22 protein-coding genes are annotated in these 22,882 nt (G+C 71.0%); 10 read left to right on the top strand and 12 right to left on the bottom strand.

The window, feature by feature from the left end:
* Window positions 1-48: 48 nt before the first annotated feature.
* On the bottom strand, window positions 49-474 hold the full coding sequence (gene dtd, locus FHS42_RS06920) for a D-aminoacyl-tRNA deacylase (protein ID WP_184569905.1): 426 nt from the start codon (window positions 472-474) through the stop codon (window positions 49-51).
* 146 nt (window positions 475-620) lie between these two features.
* Here dtd and FHS42_RS06915 point away from each other — a divergent pair, with 146 nt between their 5' ends.
* The 3 genes from FHS42_RS06915 to FHS42_RS06905 all read left to right on the top strand — a co-directional run bounded on the left by FHS42_RS06915 (window position 621) and on the right by FHS42_RS06905 (window position 3,785).
* On the top strand, window positions 621-1,343 hold the full coding sequence (locus FHS42_RS06915; RefSeq protein ID WP_184569903.1) for an RsiG family protein: 723 nt from the start codon (window positions 621-623) through the stop codon (window positions 1,341-1,343).
* Between the two features lie 59 nt (window positions 1,344-1,402).
* Window positions 1,403-2,383, top strand: a complete 981-nt coding sequence (locus FHS42_RS06910) for an asparaginase (protein WP_184569901.1) — start codon at window positions 1,403-1,405, stop codon at window positions 2,381-2,383.
* A gap of 112 nt (window positions 2,384-2,495) precedes the next feature.
* The gene (locus tag FHS42_RS06905) at window positions 2,496-3,785 is read left to right on the top strand and encodes a GNAT family N-acetyltransferase (RefSeq protein ID WP_184569899.1); all 1,290 of its coding nucleotides are present in this window, start codon (window positions 2,496-2,498) and stop codon (window positions 3,783-3,785) included.
* A gap of 191 nt (window positions 3,786-3,976) precedes the next feature.
* On the opposite strand, the gene soxR is transcribed toward FHS42_RS06905, so the two are convergent.
* On the bottom strand, window positions 3,977-4,651 hold the full coding sequence (gene soxR, locus FHS42_RS06900) for a redox-sensitive transcriptional activator SoxR (protein WP_246494355.1): 675 nt from the start codon (window positions 4,649-4,651) through the stop codon (window positions 3,977-3,979).
* Window positions 4,652-4,848: 197 nt separating this feature from the next.
* On the opposite strand from soxR, the gene FHS42_RS06895 reads away from it, so the two are divergent.
* Entirely contained in the window at window positions 4,849-5,442 is a 594-nt protein-coding gene (locus tag FHS42_RS06895; RefSeq protein WP_184569897.1) for an NADPH-dependent FMN reductase, read from the top strand.
* Window positions 5,443-5,664: 222 nt separating this feature from the next.
* Here the strand turns inward: FHS42_RS06895 and FHS42_RS06890 are convergent, their stop codons facing one another.
* On the bottom strand, window positions 5,665-6,561 hold the full coding sequence (locus tag FHS42_RS06890; protein WP_184569895.1) for an NAD(P)-dependent oxidoreductase: 897 nt from the start codon (window positions 6,559-6,561) through the stop codon (window positions 5,665-5,667).
* Window positions 6,562-6,752: 191 nt separating this feature from the next.
* On the opposite strand from FHS42_RS06890, the gene FHS42_RS06885 reads away from it, so the two are divergent.
* Window positions 6,753-7,163, top strand: a complete 411-nt coding sequence (locus FHS42_RS06885) for a winged helix-turn-helix transcriptional regulator (RefSeq protein ID WP_184569894.1) — start codon at window positions 6,753-6,755, stop codon at window positions 7,161-7,163.
* Window positions 7,164-7,716: 553 nt separating this feature from the next.
* Here FHS42_RS06885 and FHS42_RS06880 read toward each other — a convergent pair.
* A complete protein-coding gene (locus tag FHS42_RS06880) occupies window positions 7,717-8,835 on the bottom strand; it encodes a helix-turn-helix transcriptional regulator (protein WP_184569892.1) in 1,119 nt (372 codons plus the stop codon).
* 216 nt (window positions 8,836-9,051) lie between these two features.
* On the opposite strand from FHS42_RS06880, the gene FHS42_RS06875 reads away from it, so the two are divergent.
* Together FHS42_RS06875 and FHS42_RS06870 are read left to right on the top strand one after the other, a co-directional pair.
* Entirely contained in the window at window positions 9,052-11,181 is a 2,130-nt protein-coding gene (locus tag FHS42_RS06875; RefSeq protein WP_312866762.1) for a TIGR03086 family metal-binding protein, read from the top strand.
* Window positions 11,182-11,477: 296 nt separating this feature from the next.
* Entirely contained in the window at window positions 11,478-11,996 is a 519-nt protein-coding gene (locus tag FHS42_RS06870) for a GNAT family N-acetyltransferase (protein WP_184569890.1), read from the top strand.
* 18 nt (window positions 11,997-12,014) lie between these two features.
* Here FHS42_RS06870 and FHS42_RS06865 read toward each other — a convergent pair whose 3' ends face one another.
* Entirely contained in the window at window positions 12,015-13,496 is a 1,482-nt protein-coding gene (locus FHS42_RS06865) for a pyridoxal-phosphate dependent enzyme (RefSeq protein ID WP_184569888.1), read from the bottom strand.
* Window positions 13,497-13,775: 279 nt separating this feature from the next.
* On the opposite strand from FHS42_RS06865, the gene FHS42_RS06860 reads away from it, so the two are divergent.
* Window positions 13,776-14,780 (top strand): LysR substrate-binding domain-containing protein, encoded by a 1,005-nt coding sequence (locus FHS42_RS06860; protein ID WP_184569886.1) that lies wholly within the window; start codon window positions 13,776-13,778, stop codon window positions 14,778-14,780.
* Window positions 14,781-14,936: 156 nt separating this feature from the next.
* On the opposite strand, the gene FHS42_RS06855 is transcribed toward FHS42_RS06860, so the two are convergent.
* The 3 genes from FHS42_RS06855 to FHS42_RS06845 all read right to left on the bottom strand — a co-directional run bounded on the left by FHS42_RS06855 (window position 14,937) and on the right by FHS42_RS06845 (window position 17,577).
* A complete protein-coding gene (locus tag FHS42_RS06855; RefSeq protein WP_184569884.1) occupies window positions 14,937-15,701 on the bottom strand; it encodes an RraA family protein in 765 nt (254 codons plus the stop codon).
* Window positions 15,702-15,779: 78 nt separating this feature from the next.
* The gene (locus FHS42_RS06850) at window positions 15,780-16,289 is read right to left on the bottom strand and encodes a GNAT family N-acetyltransferase (RefSeq protein ID WP_184569882.1); all 510 of its coding nucleotides are present in this window, start codon (window positions 16,287-16,289) and stop codon (window positions 15,780-15,782) included.
* A 160-nt stretch (window positions 16,290-16,449) separates the two neighbouring features.
* The gene (locus tag FHS42_RS06845) at window positions 16,450-17,577 is read right to left on the bottom strand and encodes an oxidoreductase (protein ID WP_184569880.1); all 1,128 of its coding nucleotides are present in this window, start codon (window positions 17,575-17,577) and stop codon (window positions 16,450-16,452) included.
* 113 nt (window positions 17,578-17,690) lie between these two features.
* Here FHS42_RS06845 and FHS42_RS06840 point away from each other — a divergent pair, with 113 nt between their 5' ends.
* Entirely contained in the window at window positions 17,691-18,602 is a 912-nt protein-coding gene (locus tag FHS42_RS06840) for a sigma-70 family RNA polymerase sigma factor (RefSeq protein ID WP_184569878.1), read from the top strand.
* 106 nt (window positions 18,603-18,708) lie between these two features.
* Here FHS42_RS06840 and FHS42_RS06835 read toward each other — a convergent pair whose 3' ends face one another.
* Complete coding sequence (locus tag FHS42_RS06835; RefSeq protein WP_246494354.1) at window positions 18,709-19,062, bottom strand: hypothetical protein; 354 nt, start codon at window positions 19,060-19,062, stop codon at window positions 18,709-18,711.
* A gap of 245 nt (window positions 19,063-19,307) precedes the next feature.
* Here FHS42_RS06835 and FHS42_RS06830 point away from each other — a divergent pair, with 245 nt between their 5' ends.
* On the top strand, window positions 19,308-20,111 hold the full coding sequence (locus FHS42_RS06830; protein WP_184569876.1) for an aminotransferase class IV family protein: 804 nt from the start codon (window positions 19,308-19,310) through the stop codon (window positions 20,109-20,111).
* A gap of 46 nt (window positions 20,112-20,157) precedes the next feature.
* Here the strand turns inward: FHS42_RS06830 and FHS42_RS06825 are convergent, their stop codons facing one another.
* The 3 genes from FHS42_RS06825 to FHS42_RS06815 all read right to left on the bottom strand — a co-directional run.
* Window positions 20,158-20,937, bottom strand: a complete 780-nt coding sequence (locus FHS42_RS06825; protein ID WP_184569874.1) for a glucose 1-dehydrogenase — start codon at window positions 20,935-20,937, stop codon at window positions 20,158-20,160.
* Between the two features lie 81 nt (window positions 20,938-21,018).
* A complete protein-coding gene (locus FHS42_RS06820) occupies window positions 21,019-21,873 on the bottom strand; it encodes a helix-turn-helix transcriptional regulator (RefSeq protein ID WP_184569872.1) in 855 nt (284 codons plus the stop codon).
* Window positions 21,874-22,151: 278 nt separating this feature from the next.
* A partial coding sequence (locus FHS42_RS06815) for an RNA-guided endonuclease InsQ/TnpB family protein (RefSeq protein ID WP_184569870.1) occupies window positions 22,152-22,882 on the bottom strand: 731 nt, incomplete at its 5' end.

The following is a 22,882-nucleotide window of genomic DNA, read 5'->3' as shown; positions in this document are numbered from 1 at the left end:
CGCCTGAGCCGGCGCTCCCCGGCCTCTGCGGCCTCGGGCCTCGCAGCCTCAGACCTCTACGAGCACCGTGAACGGGCCGTCGTTCGTCAAGGACACCTTCATGTCCGCGCCGAAGCGGCCCGTTTCCACCTGGGCGCCCAGCGCCCGTAGGGCCGCGACGACCTCGTTGACCAGGGGTTCGGCGACCTCTCCTGGCGCGGCGGCGTTCCAGGTGGGGCGGCGGCCCTTGCGGGCGTCGCCGTAGAGGGTGAACTGGCTGATCACCAGGAGCGGAGCGCCCGAGTCCGAGCAGGACCTCTCACCTTCGAGGATGCGCACCGACCACAGCTTGCGGGCGAGTTGCGCGGCCTTGGCAGGAGTGTCATCGTGCGTGACGCCGATCAGGACGCACAGTCCCTCGCCGACGATCTCCCCGACCGTCTCGCCGCCAACGGCGACGCTTGCTCCATCGACTCTCTGCACCACAGCACGCATGTGCACCATGATGCCCTGCCGCCATCTGGGCTGTTCAGGTGTCCACCCGCTGCGGACGGACAGCACAGAGTGGCACGATGCGTGCAGGCGGTGCGTTATGTGGACAACGCGACCAGCTCGCGCACCGTTTGAGGGGACGGAAACGCATGAGTACACCCGGCGCCGGACAGTCTCCCGGCCCCGTACCGATCGCCCGGTCGTCGTCCACGGCGGCGACCCCAAAACCCCCGGCCTTCCCGTCACATCCGGTGCAGGCCGTCGCCGACCCGGCGCGGGACGCCTGGTTCGTGCGGGCAGCGGAAGCAGCGCAGGCCCGTCCGCCGAGCCAGCGCTCCGGGCACCTGGTGGACGCGACCGCCACCGTGCTGGCCCTGGACGGGTTGCGGCTGACCGAGCTACGTGAGCTGCGCCGCAGCTCACAGGCAGAGGAGGCAGACCTCAGCTATGTGCGCAGGTTGCTCCAGGGCAGGATCGACATCATCCGTGCCGAGCTGACCCGCCGCGCCTCGCCCCGAGGGGCCGCGCCCGTCGCGGGCCCGCCCCGGGCGACGCTCGTGGACCGGCTCTCGGAGATCCTGACCGACGGCCCAGCGCGGCACCGCTCATCCGCCCGACACGTCACGCTGGGCACGCCCCGCAGCGCCGAGTACCGACAGTTGGCCGAGGACACGCTGGCCGAGGTCGAGCTATCGGACTTGGAGGCCCGTACGGACGAGGAGCTCGACCGCGCGATGGGCCGGCTCATCGCCTATGAGCAGCGGGTTTCCGGGCGGCGGCAGCAGCTCCAGCGGACGGCGGACGATTGCGGCACCGAGATCACCCGCAGGTACCGTGAGGGGGAAGCACAAGTAGACGACCTACTCCCGTGAGCGTCCGGGGAGGTCACGCTTCCCCGTACGCATCTTCGTAGGAAGTAGGAAGGCCGACGATGACCTCCTTCGCCACCGCCGCGAGCACCACGTCTCCCGGCATACCCCCGGCCCTCGCTGAAGTCGTACGTTCCGGCTTCGTCGAGGGCCGGCACCGTGGCTCCCTCGTGGTGCTCGCGGCGGACGGCACCGTGGACTGGGCGCTCGGCGATGCGGACGCTCCGGTCTTCCCGCGGTCCTCCAACAAGCCGATGCAGGCGGCGGCCGTGCTGCGCGCCGGCCTTGACCTGGCGGGCGAACGGCTGGCCCTGGCCGCGGCCAGCCACTCCGGCGAGGCGTTCCACCTGGACCTGGTGCACACCATGCTGGCCGAGGCCAACCTGCCGGCCACTGCCCTCCAGACCCCGCCTGACCTGCCGCTCGACCCGATCGAGGCGGAGGCGTACCTGGCTTCAGGGCGCGGCAGGGAGCGGATCACGATGAACTGCTCCGGAAAGCACACCGCGATGCTCGCCGCCTGTGCCCTGAACGGATGGCCGCTGGAGACGTATCTGGCGCCGGAACACCCGTTGCAGCAGCTCGTGCAGCAGGTGGTGGAGGACGCCAGCGGCGAGCAGGTGGCGCGGGTGGGCGTCGATGGCTGTGGGGCTCCGCTGCTGGCGATCTCGCTGACCGGTCTCGCCCGTGCCTTCCGTTCCTTCGTTCTCGCGGCCCCCGGCACGGCCGAACGCCGGGTCGCGGACGCGATGCGGGCCCACCCGGAGTACGTGGCGGGCACCCGCCGCCCGGACACCTGGCTGATGCGCGAGGTGCCCGGGGCGCTGTCCAAAATGGGTGCCGAGGCGGTGCAGGCGGTGGCGCTGCCGGACGGGCGAGCGCTGGCGTTCAAGCTCGATGACGGCGGGGTACGGGCGCTCGGCCCCGTGCTGGCCCGCGCGCTGGCCCGGATGGGGGTGGACGCGCCGGTCCTCGCGCGGATCGCGGACGCGCCCCTGCTCGGCGGTGGCGAGCGGGTTGGCGAGGTGCGCGCGGCCTTTTGAGCCGCGGGGTGGGGCCCGAATCGGCGCAGGCAGGGGCTGGCGTGGGTGCTGCGGGGTGGGGACACCGCAAAATCCCGGTGCGCTCGAAGGCGGCGGTACCTAGCGTGATCACATGGCCATCGATATCCGCACCATCACCGAATCCGAGCTCCCCGACTGGCTCCGCGCCCGCAACATTGGCTTCCTCTCATCTCCCGCGGTCAGCAAGGAGGAAGTGGAGCTACGACGGCCGGGGTTGGATCTGGAGCGTACGCAGGGCGCCTTCGACGGCGACCAGTGTGTGGGCTGCTTCCGCAGCTTCTCGCAGGAGCTGACCGCGGTGGGCGGCGCCCCCGTAGCGGCCAACGCCGTCACCAACGTCAGCATCGTTCCCACCCACCGCCGCCGCGGGCTGCTCAGCCAGATGATGGGCCGCGACCTGCGCAACGCGAAGGAGCGCGGTGACGCCGTCGCCACGCTGATCGCCGCGGAGTACCCCATTTACGGGCGGTACGGATTTGGCCCCGCCACCTGGGTCAGCGAGTGGGAAGTGGAGATCGCCAGGGCCGGATTGAACCCCAGCTACGCCCGGCCCGGTGACCGCGCGCTGCGGTCGGCCAAGGGCGGGTTCGCGCAGATCGCGAACGCCGGTGGGCAGGTCGAGATGGTCGATGGTGCCCAGATACGCGCGGTGGGCCCGGCGCTGCACGACCGATTGCGGGCCCGGCAGCACGGCGTGGTCTCACGCGACGAGCGGATGTGGCGGCTGGAAACCGGCGACCTGCGGTACCCCGACGCCCCGTGGCAGGAGCCGTACCACGCGCTTTACCGCGCACCAGACGGCACCGTGGAAGGGCTGGTCTCCTACAGCGCCGGCGATCTGTGGACGGCGAAGCTGCCGGAGAACACGGCCACCGTGCGCTCCCTGCTCACCGTGTCACCCGAGGCGGAGAGCGCGCTATGGCACTTCCTGTTCTCGGTGGACTGGGTCGCCCGGATCGCCAGCGGCTACCGGGCCCCTGACGACGTGCTGCCGCTGCTGCTCGGCGATCCCCGGGCGGCCAAGATAAGGGCCCACGCCGACTGGATGTGGGTGCGCCCCCTGGACGTGCCCAGCTTGCTGGCGGCTCGTACGTACCCGGTCGAGGGCTCCCTCGTGCTTGAGCTGCACGACGCCGCCGGTCTCGCCGGCGGGCGCTTCGCGCTGGACGCCGGGCCCGCAGGCGCGAGCTGCGCGCCCACCACCCGCGACGCCGACCTCACCATGGACATCGGGGAGTTGGGCACGCTCTGGCTCGGTGACGAGTCGGCGACCCGACTGACCGGCATCGGCCGTATCGAGGAACACCGCGTTGGTGCCGCGGCGCTGGCCGACGTCCTCTTCCGTACGGCACGCCGCCCCTGGTGCCCCGACGTCTTCTGAGCTGCGCGGACCTGGCCTGATCTGATCAGATTCGATCTGATCAGATCTGATCAGATCTGGCCATCCGAGGCTGCCCGCCCCGGGCCTGGTTTTCCGAGGCTGCCCGCCGGGCCTTCCGCGGGCAGCCGCTCGCACCTGCCCGCTCGTACCTCCCCCGCTCCCTGCCTGCGCTCGCCCGCCCCGCGGCCTCCTCAGACCGCCTCTTCGCAGGCCGCGCGGGCGTGGTCCGCCGCCTCCCGCATGGTGGCCGCCGGTGAGGCTGCCGTGGGCGCGGGCTCGCAACAGGCGAGTGCCGCATGCGCGGCTTCTCCACAGGTGGCCGGCTCGCACGCGGCCGGCGCCGAGGCGGTTGGGGCAGCCGAGGCGATCGGGGCCGGGGCGGGGCCGGTCGAGGCGGGGTCCGTGGCACACTCCTCCGCCAGGAGCCTGCGAGGGCCGTTGCCCTCGGCGCCCAACTGGTCGTACGGGTTGGCCAAGGCGCAGCGGTCCATGGACAGACAGCCACAGCCGATGCAGTCGGTGAGGTGGTCCCGCAGCTTCTCCAACTGGCGGATGCGGGAGTTCAGGTCCTCCTGCCAGCACTGGGACACATTCGCCCAGTCCGCGCGGTCCGGTGTGCGCTCCTCGGGGAGCAAACCGAGCACATTGCGGATCGTCGCCAGCGGGATGCCGACCCGCTGCGAGACCCGCACGAAGGCGACCCTGCGCAGCGTGTCCCGGCTGAACCGGCGCTGGTTTCCGCTGGTACGGCGGCTGGTGATGAGCCCCTGCCGCTCGTAGAAGCGCAGTGCGGACGCGGGCACGCCGCTGCGTTCGGACAGCTCGCCGACCGTCAGCTCAAAGCGTTTCCTTGAAAGTTGGGTCATGCCGACCACCGTAGCTTGACTTCAACCATTGTTTAAGTCAGAGGCTCTACGTAACGGCTCGGGAGAGCGGCAGCTCAGCTCCGTCAACCCAGCCGTGCAAGCCGCACTGCCGTACGTCATGCACGCCGTACCGACCCACGCGTACAGCCGCATCCCCGTACGGCGCCACCGCTCGCCCGCCCCTCAAGGAGTCCGCCATGTCTCGCACCGCCCTCCAACTGGCCATCATCGTCGGCAGTACCCGCGGTGGCCGCTTCGCGCCGGTCGTCGCCAACTGGATCACCGAACAGGCACGCCAGCACGGCGACTTGGACGTTAACGTCATCGACCTCGCGGAAATTTCGCTGCCCAACGAGATGCCCCCCTACGGTGCCGCACCCGGCCCGCAGGCAGCCGCCGCGCTGGCGAAACTGACCCCCGGCCTCGCCGCCGCCGACGCGTTCATCGTGATCACTCCGGAGTACAACCACAGCTACCCGGCCTCCCTGAAGAACGCCATCGACTGGCACAACGCGGAGTGGCACGCCAAGCCGGTCGGATTCGTCTCCTACGGCGGGATCTCCGGCGGGCTGCGCGCCGTGGAACACCTGCGGGGCGTCTTCGCCGAGCTGCATGCGGTCACCATCCGCGACACGGTCAGCTTCCCCATGGCGGGCAACCTCTTCGACGGAGAGGGCCAGCTTAAGAGCCCGGAGGGGCCCAACGCCGCCGCCAAGGCCCTGTTCGACCAGCTCGTGTGGTGGGGCCGTGCGCTGCGCAACGCCAAGGAGGACCAGCCGTACGCGGCCTAGTGCACGGCTACGACACGAGTCGGGCGGCGCGCACCCTCAGCGGCCCGCCGCTCTCGCGGAACGCCCGCCCGGGCCGGGCGGATTCCCGGGCCGGGCTCGGTGCCTGGTGGGGGCCCGGCCCGGCCGCCCGTCATCGGGCGGTCGAACCCTTCGCGGTCGGGCCCCTGTTCGTGCACCGTGGTGGCCTCCCGAGCACCGGCCGGGCCCCTGACGGGAGGTCGGCTACTTCGCCGGGCGGCTCAGCACCTCGGCCAACCGCTCGATGCCATCGGTGCCGTTGCCCTCATCGATGACCCGCTGCGCCACCGCCCGGGCGGCGCGCAGCACACCGGTGTCCATGTTGCGCTCCTCGGCCGCGTGGATGATGTGGTCGATGCCCGCCGCCACCGATGCGACGTTGGAATCCTCGCCCGGGTATATGCCGTCGTCCACGTTGCCCGCGAGCAACTCCATGATCGGCGGCAGGATGTTGAAGATGCCCAGGGCGAACGGCGCCAGCTCGCGCGCCGCGATGTTCTCCTTCTTGGCCAGCGCGAACGCGTGCATCAACCCGCTCACCGAGGTCCAGAAGAAGTCGAGCAGCGCCACGTCGTACGCGGCCGAGCGGCCGAAGTCCGTACCGAGGTAGGTCGCGGTGCCACGCAGGCTCGCGAGCACATCGCGGTGCCGCTCATACAGCGCCTCCGGGCCGCTGAACAGGAACACCGCGTTGGGCGTGCCGATGGTGACGGTCGGGGTGAGGATCGTGCCGTCGAGGTAGTCGGCGCCCTGCTCAGCCGCCCATGCTGCGGTGGTACGGGCTCGCTCGGGCGAGTCGGCGGTGACGTTCACCAGCGTGCGGCCCTTGATGGCGGCGCTCGCCGACTCCAAGATGCTGTCCACGGCGTCGTAGTCGATCACGCAGATGATCACCAGCTCGCTCGCGGCGACCGCTTCCGCCGCCGAGGCCGCGGCCGTGGCGCCTTGGGCGACCAGTTCATCGGCCTTGCCTGCGGTGCGGTTCCACACCGTCGTCGGGTGGCCGCCCTGTACAAAGGCGGCGGCCAGCGCCCGCCCCATCGGTCCGAGTCCGAGTACGGTCACGGGCACCGCGGTGTTCGAGGGAGTGGTCGAAGGCATGGGAAGGCTCCTTGGGAGTGAAGTGGGGTGCAGCGCTGAAGATGGCGACTAGCAGGGAACAGGGGGAGAAGAGGAGTGAAGAGGGGCGAAGAGAGGGAAGCGATGCCGGGTTGAGGGGGTTGCCGGTGGGGTGGTTGGAACAGCGCGGGCCCACGGCGCGTTGCGGAGATGACGGCAACGGTGAGGTGGGTATGAGCGATCAACTGCTGACGAAGAAGAATCGACCGTACGTATGCGGTCTCGACGCCGCAGTGGACGTCATCGACGGCAAGTGGAAGGTCCTGATCCTGTGGGCCCTGCACGACCAGCCGCGCCGCTTCGGCGAGACCAAGCGGCTACTGCCCGGCATCAGCGAAAAGGTGCTCGCCCAACAGCTCAGGGAGCTTGAGGCGGACGGCGTTGTGCACCGCCGGGTGTACGACGAGGTTCCGCCCAAGGTGGAGTATTCGCTTACCGAATCGGGCACGGCGCTCAATGCCGCGCTGGGCCCGCTCGGCGCCTGGGGCAGCCGCCGGATGGCGGAGTTGTGTCTGGATCACCGGACAGAGCACCAGATAGGGCATCAGCCGGAGCAGCAGGCGGTGCCTGCTTCGATGGCCTGATCAGCGGCGTGTGCCGGCGCCCCTGCCAGGCAATCCGATTCGGGTCCGGCATGGCTCCTGGTCCGGGTCAGATGTGCGGACGGGGCCAAGCGTCCAGTGGGCGCCTGCCGTTACGGCGAGCGCGTCGGGGCGCGGGAGATGGTGGTGCGCGGAGATCGCGCCGTACGGCGGTGGCGGAACACGGACGGTCCTCGGGTGCGAAGGGATGGGTCGGCGTGAGGCGGCAGCGGAGCTGATGCAGCGTCAGCTCCCGCCTTCGCGCGCCCGGCAAACCATCGGCCCTCCGGTGTGGTGAGCCGGTGGTGAGGGTCCTGCCCGGCGCGCCCCCTCAGCGTCTCCCGCCCCACTCCACCCGACAAGTACGTACAAAAAAGTGGGTGCTTACCTCAAAGTCACCGGGCACCGCACCCGTCACGCCCGCCACACCCGCCACACCCGCCACGCATTCACCCGGGCCCGCCCCGCCGTAGCCGTAGCCGTAAAGCCATAGCCGTAAGCCATGACCGTAAGCCGTAACCAGCCACGCGCTCCGGGGGCTCTCGCCCTGACGGGCCTATGGTGCCCGCTCCTCCGTGGGTGCGTACAGGGCCACGATCAATGCGGCGGCGTGGGCCAGTTCCGCGCGGACCTCGGGTGGGTCGATGACCTCGACGTCCGCGCCGAACTGGAGGAGTTGCCGCGTGGCGCCGAGCACCGCGTAACCAATCTCTGCCAGGGCCCACTCCTCGCTCCCGCCGCGCTCCTCCCCCTGCTCGCCCGCTTCCCTGTCCTGATCAGCCGGTTCCTGCACGGACCGTTCCTGAGCGGCCCGTTCCTGAGCGGCCCGTTCCGTGTTCTGCTCCGTCTCCGCTCCGGGTTCGCGTACCGGTTCCGGCACCAACTCCACCCGGGTGGACAGCAGCGAGCCGACGATCCGTACGAACATGTCAAGGCGGGACCGCCGCACCCGTACCCGCACCCGTACCGCCACCGGGCGCTCTTCCACCTCGCGCCGCAGGGCCTCCCAGACGTCGGCCAGTTCCGTGCCCGCCCTGCGGCGCACCGGCTCGTCGGTGACGGTCGCCGCCGCGATGCGGTCCGCCCGGAACAACCGCGGTTCGCCGCCCCGGTCGGCCACCAGGTACCAGGTCCCCGCCTTGGCGACGAGCCCGTACGGATCGACGGTGTACGCACGGGGGCGCGTCGCGCCACTGTGCCGATAGCGGATGCGCAGTCTGCGGTCGGTGAAGACGGCCGTCTCCAGCACGTCGAGGTCAACGGCCGGGCGCGGCCCCGTCATCCAGCGGTCGGGGTCGATGAGAATGCGTCTGCTGGTCAGCTCGGCGGTGGGGCGGTGCGGTGCGGGGAGCGCGGCCATGACCTTGCGCAGCGCGGACCCGAGCGCGCCATCAAGACCCAGTGCGCTGTGCGCGCCGGGCGCGGTCAGGACGAACAGCGCCCGCGCCTCGTGCGAGGTGAGCCCGGTGACGTCCGTGCGGTAACCGGGGAGCAGGGCGATGCCGCCGTGTCTGCCGCGCTCCGCGTAGACGGGCACGCCGGCGGCCGACAGGGACTCGACGTCGCGGTAGATGGTGCGTACCGATACCTCAAGCCGGTCGGCCAGCTCGGCCGCCGGGACCCGGGTGCGGGTCTGGAGCAGCAGCAGGATCGAGAGCAGACGGTCCGACTTCATGCGGGAAGTTTCCCAGGCCGGCGCAGGAAAACTTGACGGTAGGTGTCAAGTTTTTACGAGAGGCTCCGTCATGAGATCAGCGACAGCGCGTGGCGGCCATCGGCCGTGGTGCGCATCCGCGTCCCTAGCCCCGTGCGCGGGGTTCGGGCCTGTGCCGCGCCCCAGCGCTTCGCCGACCGAGAGATGACTGTTGGTATGACCGGACGGAGTGCCCCCGTGACCGAACTGAACGTGCTGCCGGACCCGCGCCCCTTCTACGAGCGCGCCGCCGACCAGTTGGCCGCCCTGATCGACGCCGTACGCCCGGAACAGTGGACCGGCCCGACGCCGTGCTCCGAGTTCGACGTACGCGAACTGGTACGCCATGTCGTGGCGGGAACACGGACGTTCGCGGAGATGGGGGCTGCGGCTGCCGCGGCTGCCGCCACGGGCGCCCGGGCCGAGGCTGGGCCCGACGCCATGGGCGAGCGGACGGGTGGCAGCCGATGGGAGACCGCCATCGATGACGTGCCGGATGACGGCTGGGTCACGGCGTACGCGCAGGCCCGCGCCCAACTGACCGCGGCCTGGGCCGATGACACGACGCTGGATGCGCTCATGCGGGTGCCGTGGGGAGAGTTGCCGGGACGGGATGTATTGCTGGCCGGGGTGCTGGACGCCGTCGCTCACGCGTGGGACCTGGCGCGGGCCATCGGTGACCGCCGCGAGCTCGATCAGGAACTTGCCGGCTGCACGCTGGAGGCCGCCCACCGCATGCTGCCGCCTGAGCGCAGGGGCGCGCCTACGCCCTTCGGGCCCGTTCGCCCGGCGCCGGAAGGTGCCGACGCGTACGAAGAGTTGGCGGCTTGGCTCGGTCGCCACGCGAAGTGGAGTGCTTCGACCGACGCGGTGAGTGCGGCAGCGGCCGGCAGCGCGGCCGGCGCGGTAGACGGGGGCGGATCGCTCGACTCAGCGATCGACGCCCTGGCCACCGTGCTCAAGGGCTCCGTGTTGCGGCCCGCTGACCAGCGGTACGACGCGGAGCGCGGCACCTTCAACAGCGCCGTACAGCATCGCCCCGCCCTGATCGCCGGGGTGGCAGACGCGGCCGATGTGTGTGCCGTGGTGGCGTTCGCCGCGGCCCGCGGGCTGCCGGTGGCGGTGCAGGCCACCGGGCACGGGCAGGCGATCGCCAGCGCGGGCGGAATCCTGATCAACACCCGCAGGCTGCGCGGCGTCAGCATCGACCCCGAGGCGGCAACGGCCTGGGTCGCGGCGGGTGTGCGGTGGGAGGAGGTCGTTCCCCAGGCGGCGCAGCACGGCCTCGCACCACTGAACGGCTCAGCCCCCCATGTCGGCGTGGTCGGCTACCTCCTCGGTGGCGGCATCAGCCTGCTCGCCAGGCAGTACGGCTACGCCGCCGACCGGGTACGCACCATCGAGGTGGTCACGCCGGACGCGGTGGTGCGCCGGGTCACCGCCGACAGTGAGCCCGACCTGTTCTGGGCGCTGCTCGGCGGCCGGGACAATTTCGGTGTGGTCACCCGCGTGGAGATCGACTTGATCCCGGTGACCAGGCTGTACGGCGGCGGCCTGTACTTCGACGGGGCCACCCAGGGCGCCGACATTCTGCGCGCCTATCGCGCATGGACGGCCGACCTCCCCGAGGAGCTGACGTCGTCCATCGCGTTGTTCCCCGCCCCCGACATCGAGGCCGTGCCGGCGCCGTTGCGCGGCCGGCTTGTGGTGCACGTACGGGTCGCGTACACGGGCTCGGTCGAGGAGGGTGAGCGCCTGGTGGAGCCGCTGCGCGCGGTCGGGCCACGGCTGATGGACAGCCTCGCGGACATGCCGTACACCGCGTGCGCCTCCATCTTCGCGGAGCCGACCAACCCCATGCCGTACGACGGGGACACCGTGCTGCTCGGTGAGCTGACGCAGGAGACACTGGACGCAATCGTGGAGGTGACGGGGTCGGGCGACGTGCCGTGCATCGTGGAGGTACGGCACCTGGGTGGTGCGCTCACCCGCCGCACCGGTGCGGCGAACTCCGTGGGCCTGCGCGATGCCGCGTACCTGCTGGGCGTCCTGTCGCCCCTGCGCGGCCCGTTGACCGCGGATGTCGTACGCCCCATCCACCGCAGCCTGCTCGCGGTCGCGGCCCCGGCGACCGTAGGCCGCCCGTTGGCGTTCATGGGCCCCAGCGGGCAACACGCGGGCGAGGCGGGTCCCGATGCGGCCGAGGAGTTGGTACGCAGCGCCTACCGGCCCGACGACTACGAGCGGCTGCGCGCGCTCAAGGCGGTCTACGACCCGCAGAACCTGTTCCGCCTCAACCACAACATCCGCCCGGCGGTGCGGAGGTAGAGGCCGGAGTGGGGGTCGTGGCGGGGGCTGGGTCGGGGGCTGGGGCTGGGCCGGGGCCGGGCCGGGGCCGGGCCGGGCCGGGGCCGGGGGAGGTGGGGGGCGAGGGCTGGGGGGTACGAGTCGGGCCTGGGGAGGAGTCGCGGCTACGCGCGGCGTTCGGCCCGCCGGGGGCGCTGGGGCGCTGGGGCGCTGCCGCAGGCTGCTGTTCCGGGGCGATGTCAGAGGGTGGTGCAAGACTCGGTGGCAGGTAGTCGCTGGGGATGGCCCCCGCGGCGATCGACGCGAGGAGACCCCAAATGACCAGCGAAGACACCTCCCCAGCCGGGGCCCCAGGCGACGGAGTGGTCACTCGGGCCAAGGAGGTACGCCTCCGTCCGGTGGAGCGGGACGACCTTGAGGTCTTCTTCGCTTACGAGCAAGACCAAGAGGCCGCCCGCCGTGCCGTTTTCAAGCCCCGGGAGCGCGAGCGGTTCATGACGCACTGGGAGAACAGAGTGCTGGGTGATCCCACGGGGATCATCCAGACGGTCATCGTGGACGGTGAGAACGCGGGCAACATCGTGTCGTGGGAGGACGGCGGCCATCGCCTTGTCGGCTACTGGTTCGGCCGCTCGTTCTGGGGCCGCGGCATCGGCACCCGCGCCCTCACCCAATTCCTCGATCTCGTCCCCACCCGGCCGCTGTACGCCGACCCGTTCGAGAGCAACGTCGCATCGGTCCGTCTACTGGAGCGCTGCGGCTTCCACCGCATAGCGCAGCCCGACTCAACCCACCACCTGGAGCCGGGCCAGCTGCTGCTGATGCTGGAGCGGTAGGGCCCGAGCGCGCTCGCTTTACGTACCGAGCTGCGGCCCGTGCGGATTGGCGGCGGCGCCCTCGGTGTTCAGCAGGACGAGGGTTGCCAGGGGGCCGATGGCCAGCGCCGTGCGGCGGTCAGCGGCCCCCTCGCCGGTGAGAGCGGCGCGTACGCCGGCGAGCGAGGCAGCGCCGCACGGGCCGGAGGACACCCCGAGCGCGGCGAGGTCACGCGCCGCACGGGCGCTCTCCGCTTCCGTGATGGCGACGGCAGCGTCAAGCCCGTCCCGCAGCAGGGGCCAGGCAAGGCTTGAGGGCGTACCGCAATTCAGGCCCGCCATGGCCGTATGTCCGGTCTCGATGCTGGCCCGCTCGCCCTGGAGGAGGCTCTCCAACACGCAGGCCGCGGCCTCGGGTTCGACGGCAAGGAGTGCGCAGGCAGCGGCACCGGCCGGGGGGTTGCGGGACGCGGCACCATCCACCGGGCGAGCGCGGTAGTGCGTGACGGCGGCCTGCGCGAGCGAGCCGACGCCGACCGGCACCGCGACGAGGTCCGGGCCATCGGCTCCGGCCGCGGACAGTTGGGCATCGATCTCGGTGAAGAGCGTGGAGTACCCCTCGACGATCCAGCCAGGAATCCGCTCATAGCCGGGCCGCCCACTGTCCTGTACGAGGACCGAGCGCGACGCGCCACCGCCCACACCTACCGCTCCGGCCATGCCGCAATCTGGGCCCACACCGCCGGCTGCGTTCGCCCCGCCGGTTGCGTTCGCCCCGCCGTCCCCGCCGGCCGGACCGGCTGCCACTGCCGCGGGTGCTGTCTCGGGTACTGCGGCGGCCCCGGCGGTCTCGGACGCCTCTCGTACTGCCTGGTCATACGGTCCAGCCACCCGGGTTACGCGGGCTCCCTCGGCGGCGATGGCCACCACAGCCTCCGGGTGCACGCCCTGCGATACGAAGACATGGGCACGCTGGCCCAGCAGGCGGGCGATGCGGGCCACGGCCCGGCCGTGGTTGCCATCGGTCGCGGTGACGAACGTGACCGGCTCACCGGCCGCGGCCCCGATTCCAACCCCGGCTCTTGTCTCGCTTCCGCCCCCAATTCCGGTCCCGGACTGGGCCGCCACTCGCCGGCCCGTCCCCTGGCCGTCCGCCGCGGACGCCGCGGCCCGCTCGGCGAGCACCCGGTGCAGCGCCCAGGACGCGCCGAGCGCCTTGAACGCGGGGAGCCCGAATCGGGACGATTCATCCTTGACGAAGACCCGCCTGACACCCAACTCCGCGGCCAGGCTCGGGAGTTCGACGAGTCGGGTGGGTGCGTAATCGGACAGCGCGGCGTGGAACTCCCGCGCATCGGCGGGCGCGGGTGCGCAGCTCCACCCTCTGCCGGCGGGCCGCGCGTACCAAAGCGGAGCACCGGGCGGCCGGGCGCGGGCGGCGGCCGAACGCGACGGCGTCGCACCCGAACCCGCCGTACCGGAGCCCGCTGTACCGGAACCCGCCACATCCGAACCAGCCATATCCGCACCAGCCACACCGAAAGAGGCCGTACCGGCGCCCGATGTGCGTGGCCAGGATGCGGACGTACGGGAAACTGCCGAGGCGCCGTGCGGCGTATCAGCCGAGGGCGTCCCCGAAGACGATGTATCGGCAAAGGCCGGTTCGGAAGAGGAGGTCTCAGACATGCCACCAGCCTGCGACCGCGCCCTGTCCTCGGTCCAGCGAGTGTTTTCGACCTATATCCATCAGGAAAACCAACCAAACGGCGGGCCTCGTCCACACCGCCGAAGGACAGGCCGATGTTTGATCTTCACCGATTGCGGCTCCTGCGCGAGCTCAAGCACCGAGGTACCCTCGCGGCCGTCGCCGCGGCCCTCTCGTACAGCCCCTCATCCGTCTCGCAACAACTCGCGCAGTTGGAGGCGGAGGTCGGCGTGCCGCTTTTGGAACCGGTCGGGCGGCGCGTGCGGCTCACGGAACAGGCCGAGATCCTCGTGGCCCACACCGAGGCGGTACTCGAACGCCTGGAGCGCGCCGAGGCAGACATCGCCACCTCGCTCACCGACCTCACCGGCACGCTCCGCGTGGCGGCCTTCCAGACCGCGGCCCTCGCCCTGGTGCCAACGGCGCTGACGCTGCTGCGCGCCACGCATCCGCGACTGCGCCTGCACATCACCCAACGGGAACCGGAGAAGGCCCTGCCGGCGCTGCTCGCCCGCGACTTCGACATCGTGGTGGCCGAGGAATATCCAGGCAATCCCAACCCCCGGCCCGACGGTGTGGAGCAGGAGGACCTGTGTGACGATCCGCTGCGCCTCGCCCTGCCGCAGCGGCCCGTGGATATCGCTGATGGCCCGCAGGCGGCGCTACGTTCGCTGGCAGGGCACCCCTGGGTGATGGAGCCGGGTGGCACGGCCGCCCGGCACTGGGCCCTGACCCTGTGTCGCACTGCGGGCTTCGAGCCCGACGTACGGTACGAGTCCACTGACCTGCTGCTGCATCGGCGACTCGTGGAGCAGGGCCACGCCGCCGCGCTCTTGCCCGATCTGGTGTGGAGCGACCAGGAGCCGACCGTGCCGGTACGGGAGCTGCCTCGCGGCCAGCGAGCGCGCCGCCTCTTCACGGCCGTTCGCCGTGGAAGCAGCCATCACCCGGCCGTTCGTGCCTGCCGACAGGCCCTGCGGCAGGCGGCAGCAGGCAACGCCCCCCTCGCGCCCAAGCCCCCGCCCCCGCCCCCGCCCCCGCCAGCACCAACACCAACACCAACACCAACTACACGGTCCGGCCCGGCAGCGTCCCGGTGACGCAACCGGCACCCGACCCCCCAACGCGCCGCTTCACCGTTCGAACGCGCCGCCCCGCTCGGTGAACACGCTGACCCCTTGCGCATGTTCATCCCGCGGACCCACGCGCTCAGCGAACTCGCCCGCTGTACGGTCCCGCGCACTAGGCGAAGGCGCTCACTCCTCGATCGCGCCGCCGACGGCTCGCAGGTGTTCGCGGAAGGTCAGCGATGGCGTCTGGCGGCGCTGCGCGAGGTAGGTGTCGAACTGCACCTGGGCGCGCAGCGAAACGCCGGCGCGGATCTGTTCGGCCTGGCGTCGCTCCGTGTCGCGGATCGTCTCCGCGAGCGTCAAGAGGTCATCGGCACGCTCGGCCGGCACGAACAGCACCCCGTCGTCGTCGCCGAGCACCAGGTCGTCGGGCCCCACCGTCCATTCGCCCACGGTGGCCGACTCCAGCGCACCCTGCGGACGGTCCCCCACGCTCAGCGGGCCGGTGGAGATGGCGCCCAGGCTGAAGACCGGCAGTCCGATGGCCCGAATGTCGGCCGTGTCGCGGTGCAGCCCCCAGATCACGACCCCGGAGACACCGGCGGCCTGTGCCTCAAGCACCGCCAGGTCACCGACGCACGCCTCGTCTATCCGCCCGCGGTTGTCCACCACCAGCACATCGCCCGGTCGCGCCGCTTCGAACGCCTCCAAGAAGACGTCCACGCTGCCGACGTGCCGGGCGGGCAGCACCCGACCCACGAGCCGACTCCCCGGCTCCACAGCCTGCATGGCCGCCGGTGCGCAGCGCACCGGGAAGCGGGCGCGAACGCAGGCGTCGGCCAGATGGGCCGTCGTCAGTGCAGCGAATCTCCGCTGCACCTCCTGTGGCTCGGCCCCCTGCGCCCGCTCATGCTCCGGTTCCTGCCCACGCCCCTGATGCGGACTCTCCATGCGATGCCCCTCCCTCTCCGTGTCCTTAGCGCGCCTCACCACGGGTCCGCGCGCTGTGCCGCATTGTCCTCCGCACTGTTACGGCGCGGGGTTCGCGGCGGCTTCCTCGCGTAGATACCGTACGAAGCGCAGGCCCGGGCGCCCGTCCAACGTCATCTCGCCGACTGGCACAAATCCCGTACGGGTGAGCACGGTGCGCGATCCCGCGTTGTCGAGCGTCGTCTCGGCCCGCAGCGTGGTCAGGCCGTACTCCGTGGCGCCGAGGGTGCACACCTGTCGGACGCCCGCGGTGGCCAGGCCCCGGCCTGCGGCTCGTTCGCCGATCCGGTAGCCGAGTTCGGCCGAACCGTCCGCCACGTCCACCAAGTTCACCCTCCCCACCACCTCGCCATCGCTTTCCACCAGCACATGGAAAAGGATCAGCCCGGTCGCTTGCTCCGCGAGCAGGCTCTGGTGCCGGGCCTCGAACTCGGCGAAGTACGCGTCGCCTCGGTCAGGTATCGATGCGGCGAAGTAGGCCCGATTGGTGCGCTCGAACGCAAGCAGGGCGGGGGCGTGATCGGGGCGCAGACGCTGAAGCTCAGGCATGAACGAAGAGTACGCAGTGGCACCGACAACCAAAGCGACCCGCGACGGCCCCGACCACCACCCACCCCGGCCCAACTGGCCCGCACACTACGGCCTCACCCGGCCCCGCCGCGCCCCTGACCCCACCCCCGCAGCAACTGCCGCCCGCGGCCGTGGCGCGCTACCGGGCCGCGTCTTCCCAAGCGCCCATCGGGTAGTCCACATAGCCGCCGACACCGCCGCCGTAGTAGGTGTCCGGGTCGCCGACCGTCAACTCCCGCCCTAGCGCGAACCGGGTCACGAGATCGGGGTTGGCGACGAAGTGCCTGGCGTACGACACGGCGTCGGCGACGCCGGCCTCGATGATGGCGTTCCCCGTCGCCTGATCGAAGCCGTTGTTCGCGATCAGGGGGCCGTCGAACTGTCGGCGGTAGCGCGCGATCGCGTCCAGATCGGGGGCGTCGTCCGGCATAGCGACGTCGCGTCCGCGCAGATGCAGATACGCCACCGGGTGGTCACCCAGCGCCGACACGTGCTCGTCGTAGTCGGCGAGGACGGCCTCGGCCGCGGTGAAGTAGTCGCCCTCGGTCCAGTACGGCGAGAGTCGAACGCCGACGCGCTGCCCGCCCCACGGCTCGGCCACCGCGTCGATGATCTCCAACAGCAGGCGCCGCCGGCCGGTGCGATCGATGCCGTACTCATCCGAGCGCTCGTTGATCCGCGGGTTGAGGAACTGCGCGATCAGGGACGAGCCGAGGGCGCCGACCTCGACCCCGTCGAAGCCCGCACGGTGGGCATGCTCGGCAGCGGCGCGGAAGTCGGCAACCGTGGCGACGATGTCGGCCCGCGTCATCGCGCGAGGAGTGACGGTTTCCCGAAATCCGCCGGGGGTGAATGTTCGCACCCGAGGATTGATCGCCGAGGGGCCCGCGGGCAGCGCACCCCCGTGGTGGTCGGGGTGCGAGGCGGCACCGGTGTGCCAGAGCTGGAGCACGATGCGACCGCCCAGGGCGTGCACCAGATCGGTGACCCGCCGCCACGCGAGCAGTTGCTCCTCGCTGTAGATGCCGGGAACGTTGACGAAGCCAATCGCCTGCTCGCTGACCCAGGTCCCCTCGGTGATGATCAGCCCCGCACCGGCCCGCTGGCCGTAGTACGCGGCATGCAGCTCGGTCGGCACCAGAGCGGCATTGGCCGCCCTGGCCCGCGTCATCGGGGCCAGCACGACCCGGTTGGGCAGGGACAGGCCCCCGAGGTCCGCTCGCCGCAGCAATGGCTGATCGAGTGCGCTCAAAAGGGCTGTGCTCATGGCAAATCTCTCCTCGTCGGCGGCCCGGCGCATAGCCTGCGGCAGGCTCGTGTCACCTCGGCCTGAGTGCGTACGTCATCCAGGTGACGGGGCCGCACAGCGAAAGGTGACCGATGGACGAGCAGGGCCGGCTGGCGGAACGATTCGAACCACACCGCAGTCACCTGCGTGCCATCGCCTATCGGATGCTCGGCTCGTCCAGCGACGCGGACGACGCCGTTCAGGAAGCCTGGCTGCGGCTCAGCCGCACGGACACCAGCGAGGTCGCCAACCTGGCCGGCTGGCTGACGACGGTCGTGTCCCGCATCTGCCTCGACATGCTGCGCGCCCGAGCGGCGCGGCGCGAAGACCTGGTCGGGCAGCAACTCCCCGACGACCTCCACCACCCCGACAACGACCAGGGCGGCGCTCACAACCGGCCCAGCGACGACCCCGAACACGAGGCGCTACTGATCGACTCGGTGGGCCGTGCGCTGCTCGTGGTCCTGGACACGCTGACCCCGGCGGAACGGATCGCCTTCGTGCTCCATGACCTGTTCGCCGTGCCGTTTCAGCAGGTGGCACCCATCGTGGAACGCTCGCCAACGGCCACCAAGAAGCTCGCCAGCCGCGCCCGCCACAAGGTGCGGGGCACCCCCGTCGTGTCCGCTGCCGAGCTCGCCCGGCACCGGCATGTCCTCGACGCGTTCCTCGCCGCCGCACGCAGTGGCGACATGGCCGGGCTCCTCGCCGTGCTCGCCCCCGACGTCGTACGCAGGGCCGACCCCGCCGTCCTGCCACCGGGCGCGCAGACGGAGGTCCGCGGCGCGCAGGCGGTGGCGAAGCACACGCTGGCCTTCGGCCGAAAGTCGAAGTTCGGGGCGCCGGCTCTCATCAACGGGGCCGTGGGCATCGTCGTGGCCCCGCACGGCAGGTTGCTCCTCGCCGTGGCCGTCACGGTGCAGGACGACCAGGTCACCGCGTATGACGTGATCGCCGACCCCGCCCGCCTGCGCGGTCTCGACCTGGCCCTGCTCGATCGCTGAGGGCCACAGGAACTGCCAGGAACTGCTACGGGCTGCTGGGCTGCTGGGCTGCTGGGCTGCTGCCGCGATACCCGGCCGCTGGGGCTGCTGTCGCCCTCGCGCTCCCTCAACGGCCGCGCCGGCCCAGGCGCGCGATGCGGCGTCCAAGCCCGCGGCGCAGGCGGCGAGGCCGCACCGCGAGCGGGCGGTCCCGCGAGCCCAGCCGACCGGCCGCGCCCCGCTCCGTCCGCCACTCCTCGTCGGGCGACAAAAGGGGCGCCTTGCGCTGGGTGAGCGCCTGGATCTCGTAGTACGACTCGTGCGACGTCACCTTGAACGCCTCGTCGTACGAGGCCATGGCCGCGCTGATGGCCCCGCCAGCGGTACCGCGGCGCCGCACATGCACCGCCAACCACACACAGCAGCCCAGGCTGGCGGCGAAGAATCCGACGATCAACAGGAACGGCACTATCGCATCCATGACACGACGGTAGCCCCGCCCTGCCGCAACGGTGCTGGCTCGGCGGTACTGCCGCGACGGCGGCGCCCCACGGGCGGTGCGCTGGTCATCGGCCTCCGTACCCCGCCCGGACTTGACCCTCTCATCGATGTCAGGGATTAACGTCCCTCCAAGAGCGAACCCCACGCGGGGCTGCCAACTGGCCACCATGGCCGGGGCCGGCCCTTTGCTCCCCCACCCGATGTCGTACTGCTGGAGTGAGATACATGACCTCGTTCGTCGTCCACCGCAACGGTCAGCCCGCGACCACCGAGGAGCTAACGCCGCTCGCCTTCGCGGGCTACGCCCACTTCACGGCCATGCAGGTACGCGGCGGCCAGATCCGCGGTCTCGATCTCCATCTGGAGCGACTGCGGTACGCCTCACACGAACTGTTCGGTCAGGCGCTGCCCGATGACCGCCTCCTGTCCCACCTGCGAGCGGCGTTGGAGGCCGGTCCCCCCGACCTCTCGCTGACGGCCACGATGTACCACGCGGCAGGCGAGTTCACAGCGCCCGAAGCGGGCGTGCGGCCCGAGGTGTTGGTGCGTACGGGACCTGCCGCATACGGGCCACAGGGCCCGCTGGCGCTGGCGACGGTCGAGTACGAACGCATCCTTCCGACCGTGAAACACGTCGGCGAGGTGGCCAAGACGTACTACATACGTCAGGCCCAGGGGACAGGCTTTGACGACGCCGCCTTCCTCGACCGCCAGGGCCGCTTCAGCGAAGCGACGATCTGGAACCTGGCCTTTTGGGACGGCACCGCGGTGGTGTGGCCGCTCGCCGAGATGCTGGGCGGCACCACGATGGGCATCGTGCGCCGGCAGTTGGATCGCCTCGGCGTTCCGCAACGCGCCCAGGAGATCACGCCCGCCGAGCTGCCGTCCCTGGCCGGCGCCGTCGTCATGAACTCCTGGACGCCTGGTGTGGCCGTACGTCAGCTCGGCGACGCTTCCCTGCCCGAAGCGCCGGCCTTCCTGGAACTGCTGCACCAGGCGTACGAGGCCGAGCCGCTCACCTCGCCGTAACCGACCTCCCTCGGCACGGCCCTGCGCCGCCCCCAGCCGGCGTCAGCTAGCCCGTAGCACCAGGGATGGCGGCAACCAGGCCGCCATCGATGATCAGGTCCTGCCCGTTGACGTACGACGCTTCGCCGGACGCGAGGAACGCGACCGCAGCGGCGACCTCATCCGCGGTACCCACACGGCCGGCGGCCACATCGGCGACGATGGCCGGCTGCTCCGCGGCGGGTACGGCGTCGTGGAACATCGGGGTTTCGATGTAGCCGGGGCTCACGGAGTTCACACGAATACCCCTGGGCCCCAGTTCCGCCGCGAGCGTGTGCGCCAGGTTGTGCACCGCGGCCTTGGTCGCCGAGTAGACAGAAGCGCCGGGCAGGCCGCGGTGCAGCGTCCACGACGCGTTGATCACGACCGCCGCATGATCGGCCAGCAGCGGGGTGGCCTTTTGCAGGGTGAAGAACACCCCCTTGAAGTTGATGTCCACCACCCGGTCGAACTCGGCCTCGGTGGTCTCGGCGTTCGGCTGGAACGACGCGACGCCCGCGTTGGCGAACACCACGTCGAGCCGCCCGTACCGGCCCCGGACCGCGTCCATCAGCGCATCGAGGTCAGTGAGGCTCGCCGCGTCGGCGCGTACGGCGAGAACGCGGTCCCCACCGGCCAGGTCTGTCACCGCGGCGTCCAGCCGGGCCGTGTCGCGGCCGGTGATGACCACCTGCGCGCCCTCGGTGAGCAACCTCCGCGCGGCGGCCAGTCCCATGCCGCTCGTACCGCCGGTGACCAGCGCGGTCTTGTCGTCGAATCGGGAAATACGGGGGGTGCTGTGTGTCATGCGACTGAGCGTGCCAACCGGCGCGTGAAACGGACAGGGCGCACCTATCCAGGGTGTGGCACCACCACGTTCGGCGGCTGCTCAGGCCGTGGCGGCGAGCCTGACGCGCATCAGCCGTTCGAGCCGATCCTCGGTTCCGGTGCCTGGCCGCGGGTTGTACAGCACCAGATGCAGGTCCTTGCGGTCGGCCACGGTCAGGGTCGTCTTGTCGAAGACAAGATCACCGGCCTCGGGGTGGTGCACGGCCTTCACCGCGGGGATGTGGGCGCTCACATCGTGGCGCGCCCACAGCTCGACGAACTCAGGGCACACCGCGCTCAGTTCGGCTACCACCCGGTCGAACTCGGGGTCGCTGGGGAAGTGTGCCGCGTCGGCTCGGTAGGCCGCTACGACGACGGGCGCGACCGACGCCCAGTGGGTCTGCATGCCGCGGTATCGGGCATTGGTGAAGAACGTGACCAGGCAGTTGTGGTCACCGGCTCCATAACCGAACACCGTACGCGCCGCGTCATTGACCACCATCAGATTCCAGTACCGGTCCTGAAGCACTGCGGGCCGCGGCATCCACGCATCGAGGACATGCCGCAACTCCGGGGCCACCGCAGCGCCGCGTGCCCCGCCGCCCAGCGGCGGATTGAGGCCTGCCAGCAGATACAGGTGTGCCTGCTCCGGCTCGGTCAGGCGTAGCGCGCCGCTGATCGCATCGAGCACCTCGGTCGAGACGTTGATGTCACGACCCTGCTCAAGCCACGTGTACCAAGAGATACCCACCCCGGCCAGCGCGGCGACCTCCTCACGCCGCAACCCCGGCGTCCGGCGCCTGCCCACAGCCACCATGCCGACGTCATCGGGCGTGAGCCGCGCCCGCCGCGTACGCAAAAACTCACGGAGCTGCTCGCGGCGATGACGCGCCGCCCCAGAAGATTCGCTGGCCATAGGCCACGGTAACAACGCGACGCGGCAACCATCCCGCGCCCTACGCGCTCTTAAGGGGCCTGCCATCCCCCGTGGCGCGGCCTGTCGCCCCGACCGCGCGGCCTGCCACCTCGCTCACGTCGTGGACTGGCCGACGACCAGGTCGAGCGCGTACGCAACCAGCGGTTCCCGCTCGTCCGGTGCGGCGCCGGCTCCCCTGGTGGGCGCGCCGCGCCGACACGGCGAGCGCTACCGTACTGGCCGTGACTCCTCCTCCGGTTGAAGCCGGGGGCTTCTCGTTACGCCGGGTTGGCGTTGCGACGGACCAGCCCGGCCCGTAGAACGTTGGTAGCTCCTACCGTGTCGGCGTGCGCGGTGTGGCCGCACGAGAGGCAGTGGAATTTTTCCTGTGTGGGCCGGTTCTCCTTCGCGGTGTGCCCGCATTCGGGGCAAGTGCGGGAGGTATTGCGGGGGTCCACTGCGATCACTTCCCGTCCGGCGCTTTCAGCCTTGGCGTGCAAGATCGTCAGGAAAACCCCCCATCCGGCATCGTGGATCGACGTGTTGAGCCCGGCCTTCGCGGCGGCCCCGTTGGCCAAGAACGCGCCTGCCTGGCCGGGGTCGGGCCGGGGTGCGGGGGCCTTGTTCATGTTGCGGATCTTGAGGTCTTCGTGCGCGATGAAGTCGTGTGCGCGGACCAAACTCAGCGCGGTCTTGTGCGCGTGGTCCAGCCGCTGACGCCGGACTTTGCCGTGGAGCTGGGCGACCTTGTCCACCGCGCGCCGGTGGTTGGCGGTACGGTCTTTGGCCTTGCGGCGCGGGAAACGGGCCAAGACCTGCTGCGCCACCTGAAGTTTCGCGGCCCCACGACGGCCGTGGCACGGGTTGGGTACGAAGGCGCCGTTCGAGTCGGCGAGGAAGTGAGCGATGCCCACATCGATCCCGGCCACGGAGCCGGTCGCGGGCAGCGGTTGGGGCCGGTCCTGTTCGGCGGTGAGTACGACGAACCACTTGTGGCCCTCGCGCTTGA

The sequence above is a fragment of the Streptomyces zagrosensis genome (genome assembly GCF_014203645.1).
Classification (GTDB): Bacteria; Actinomycetota; Actinomycetes; order Streptomycetales; family Streptomycetaceae; genus Streptomyces; species Streptomyces zagrosensis.
This window is presented reverse-complemented; position numbering and strand designations above follow the sequence as displayed.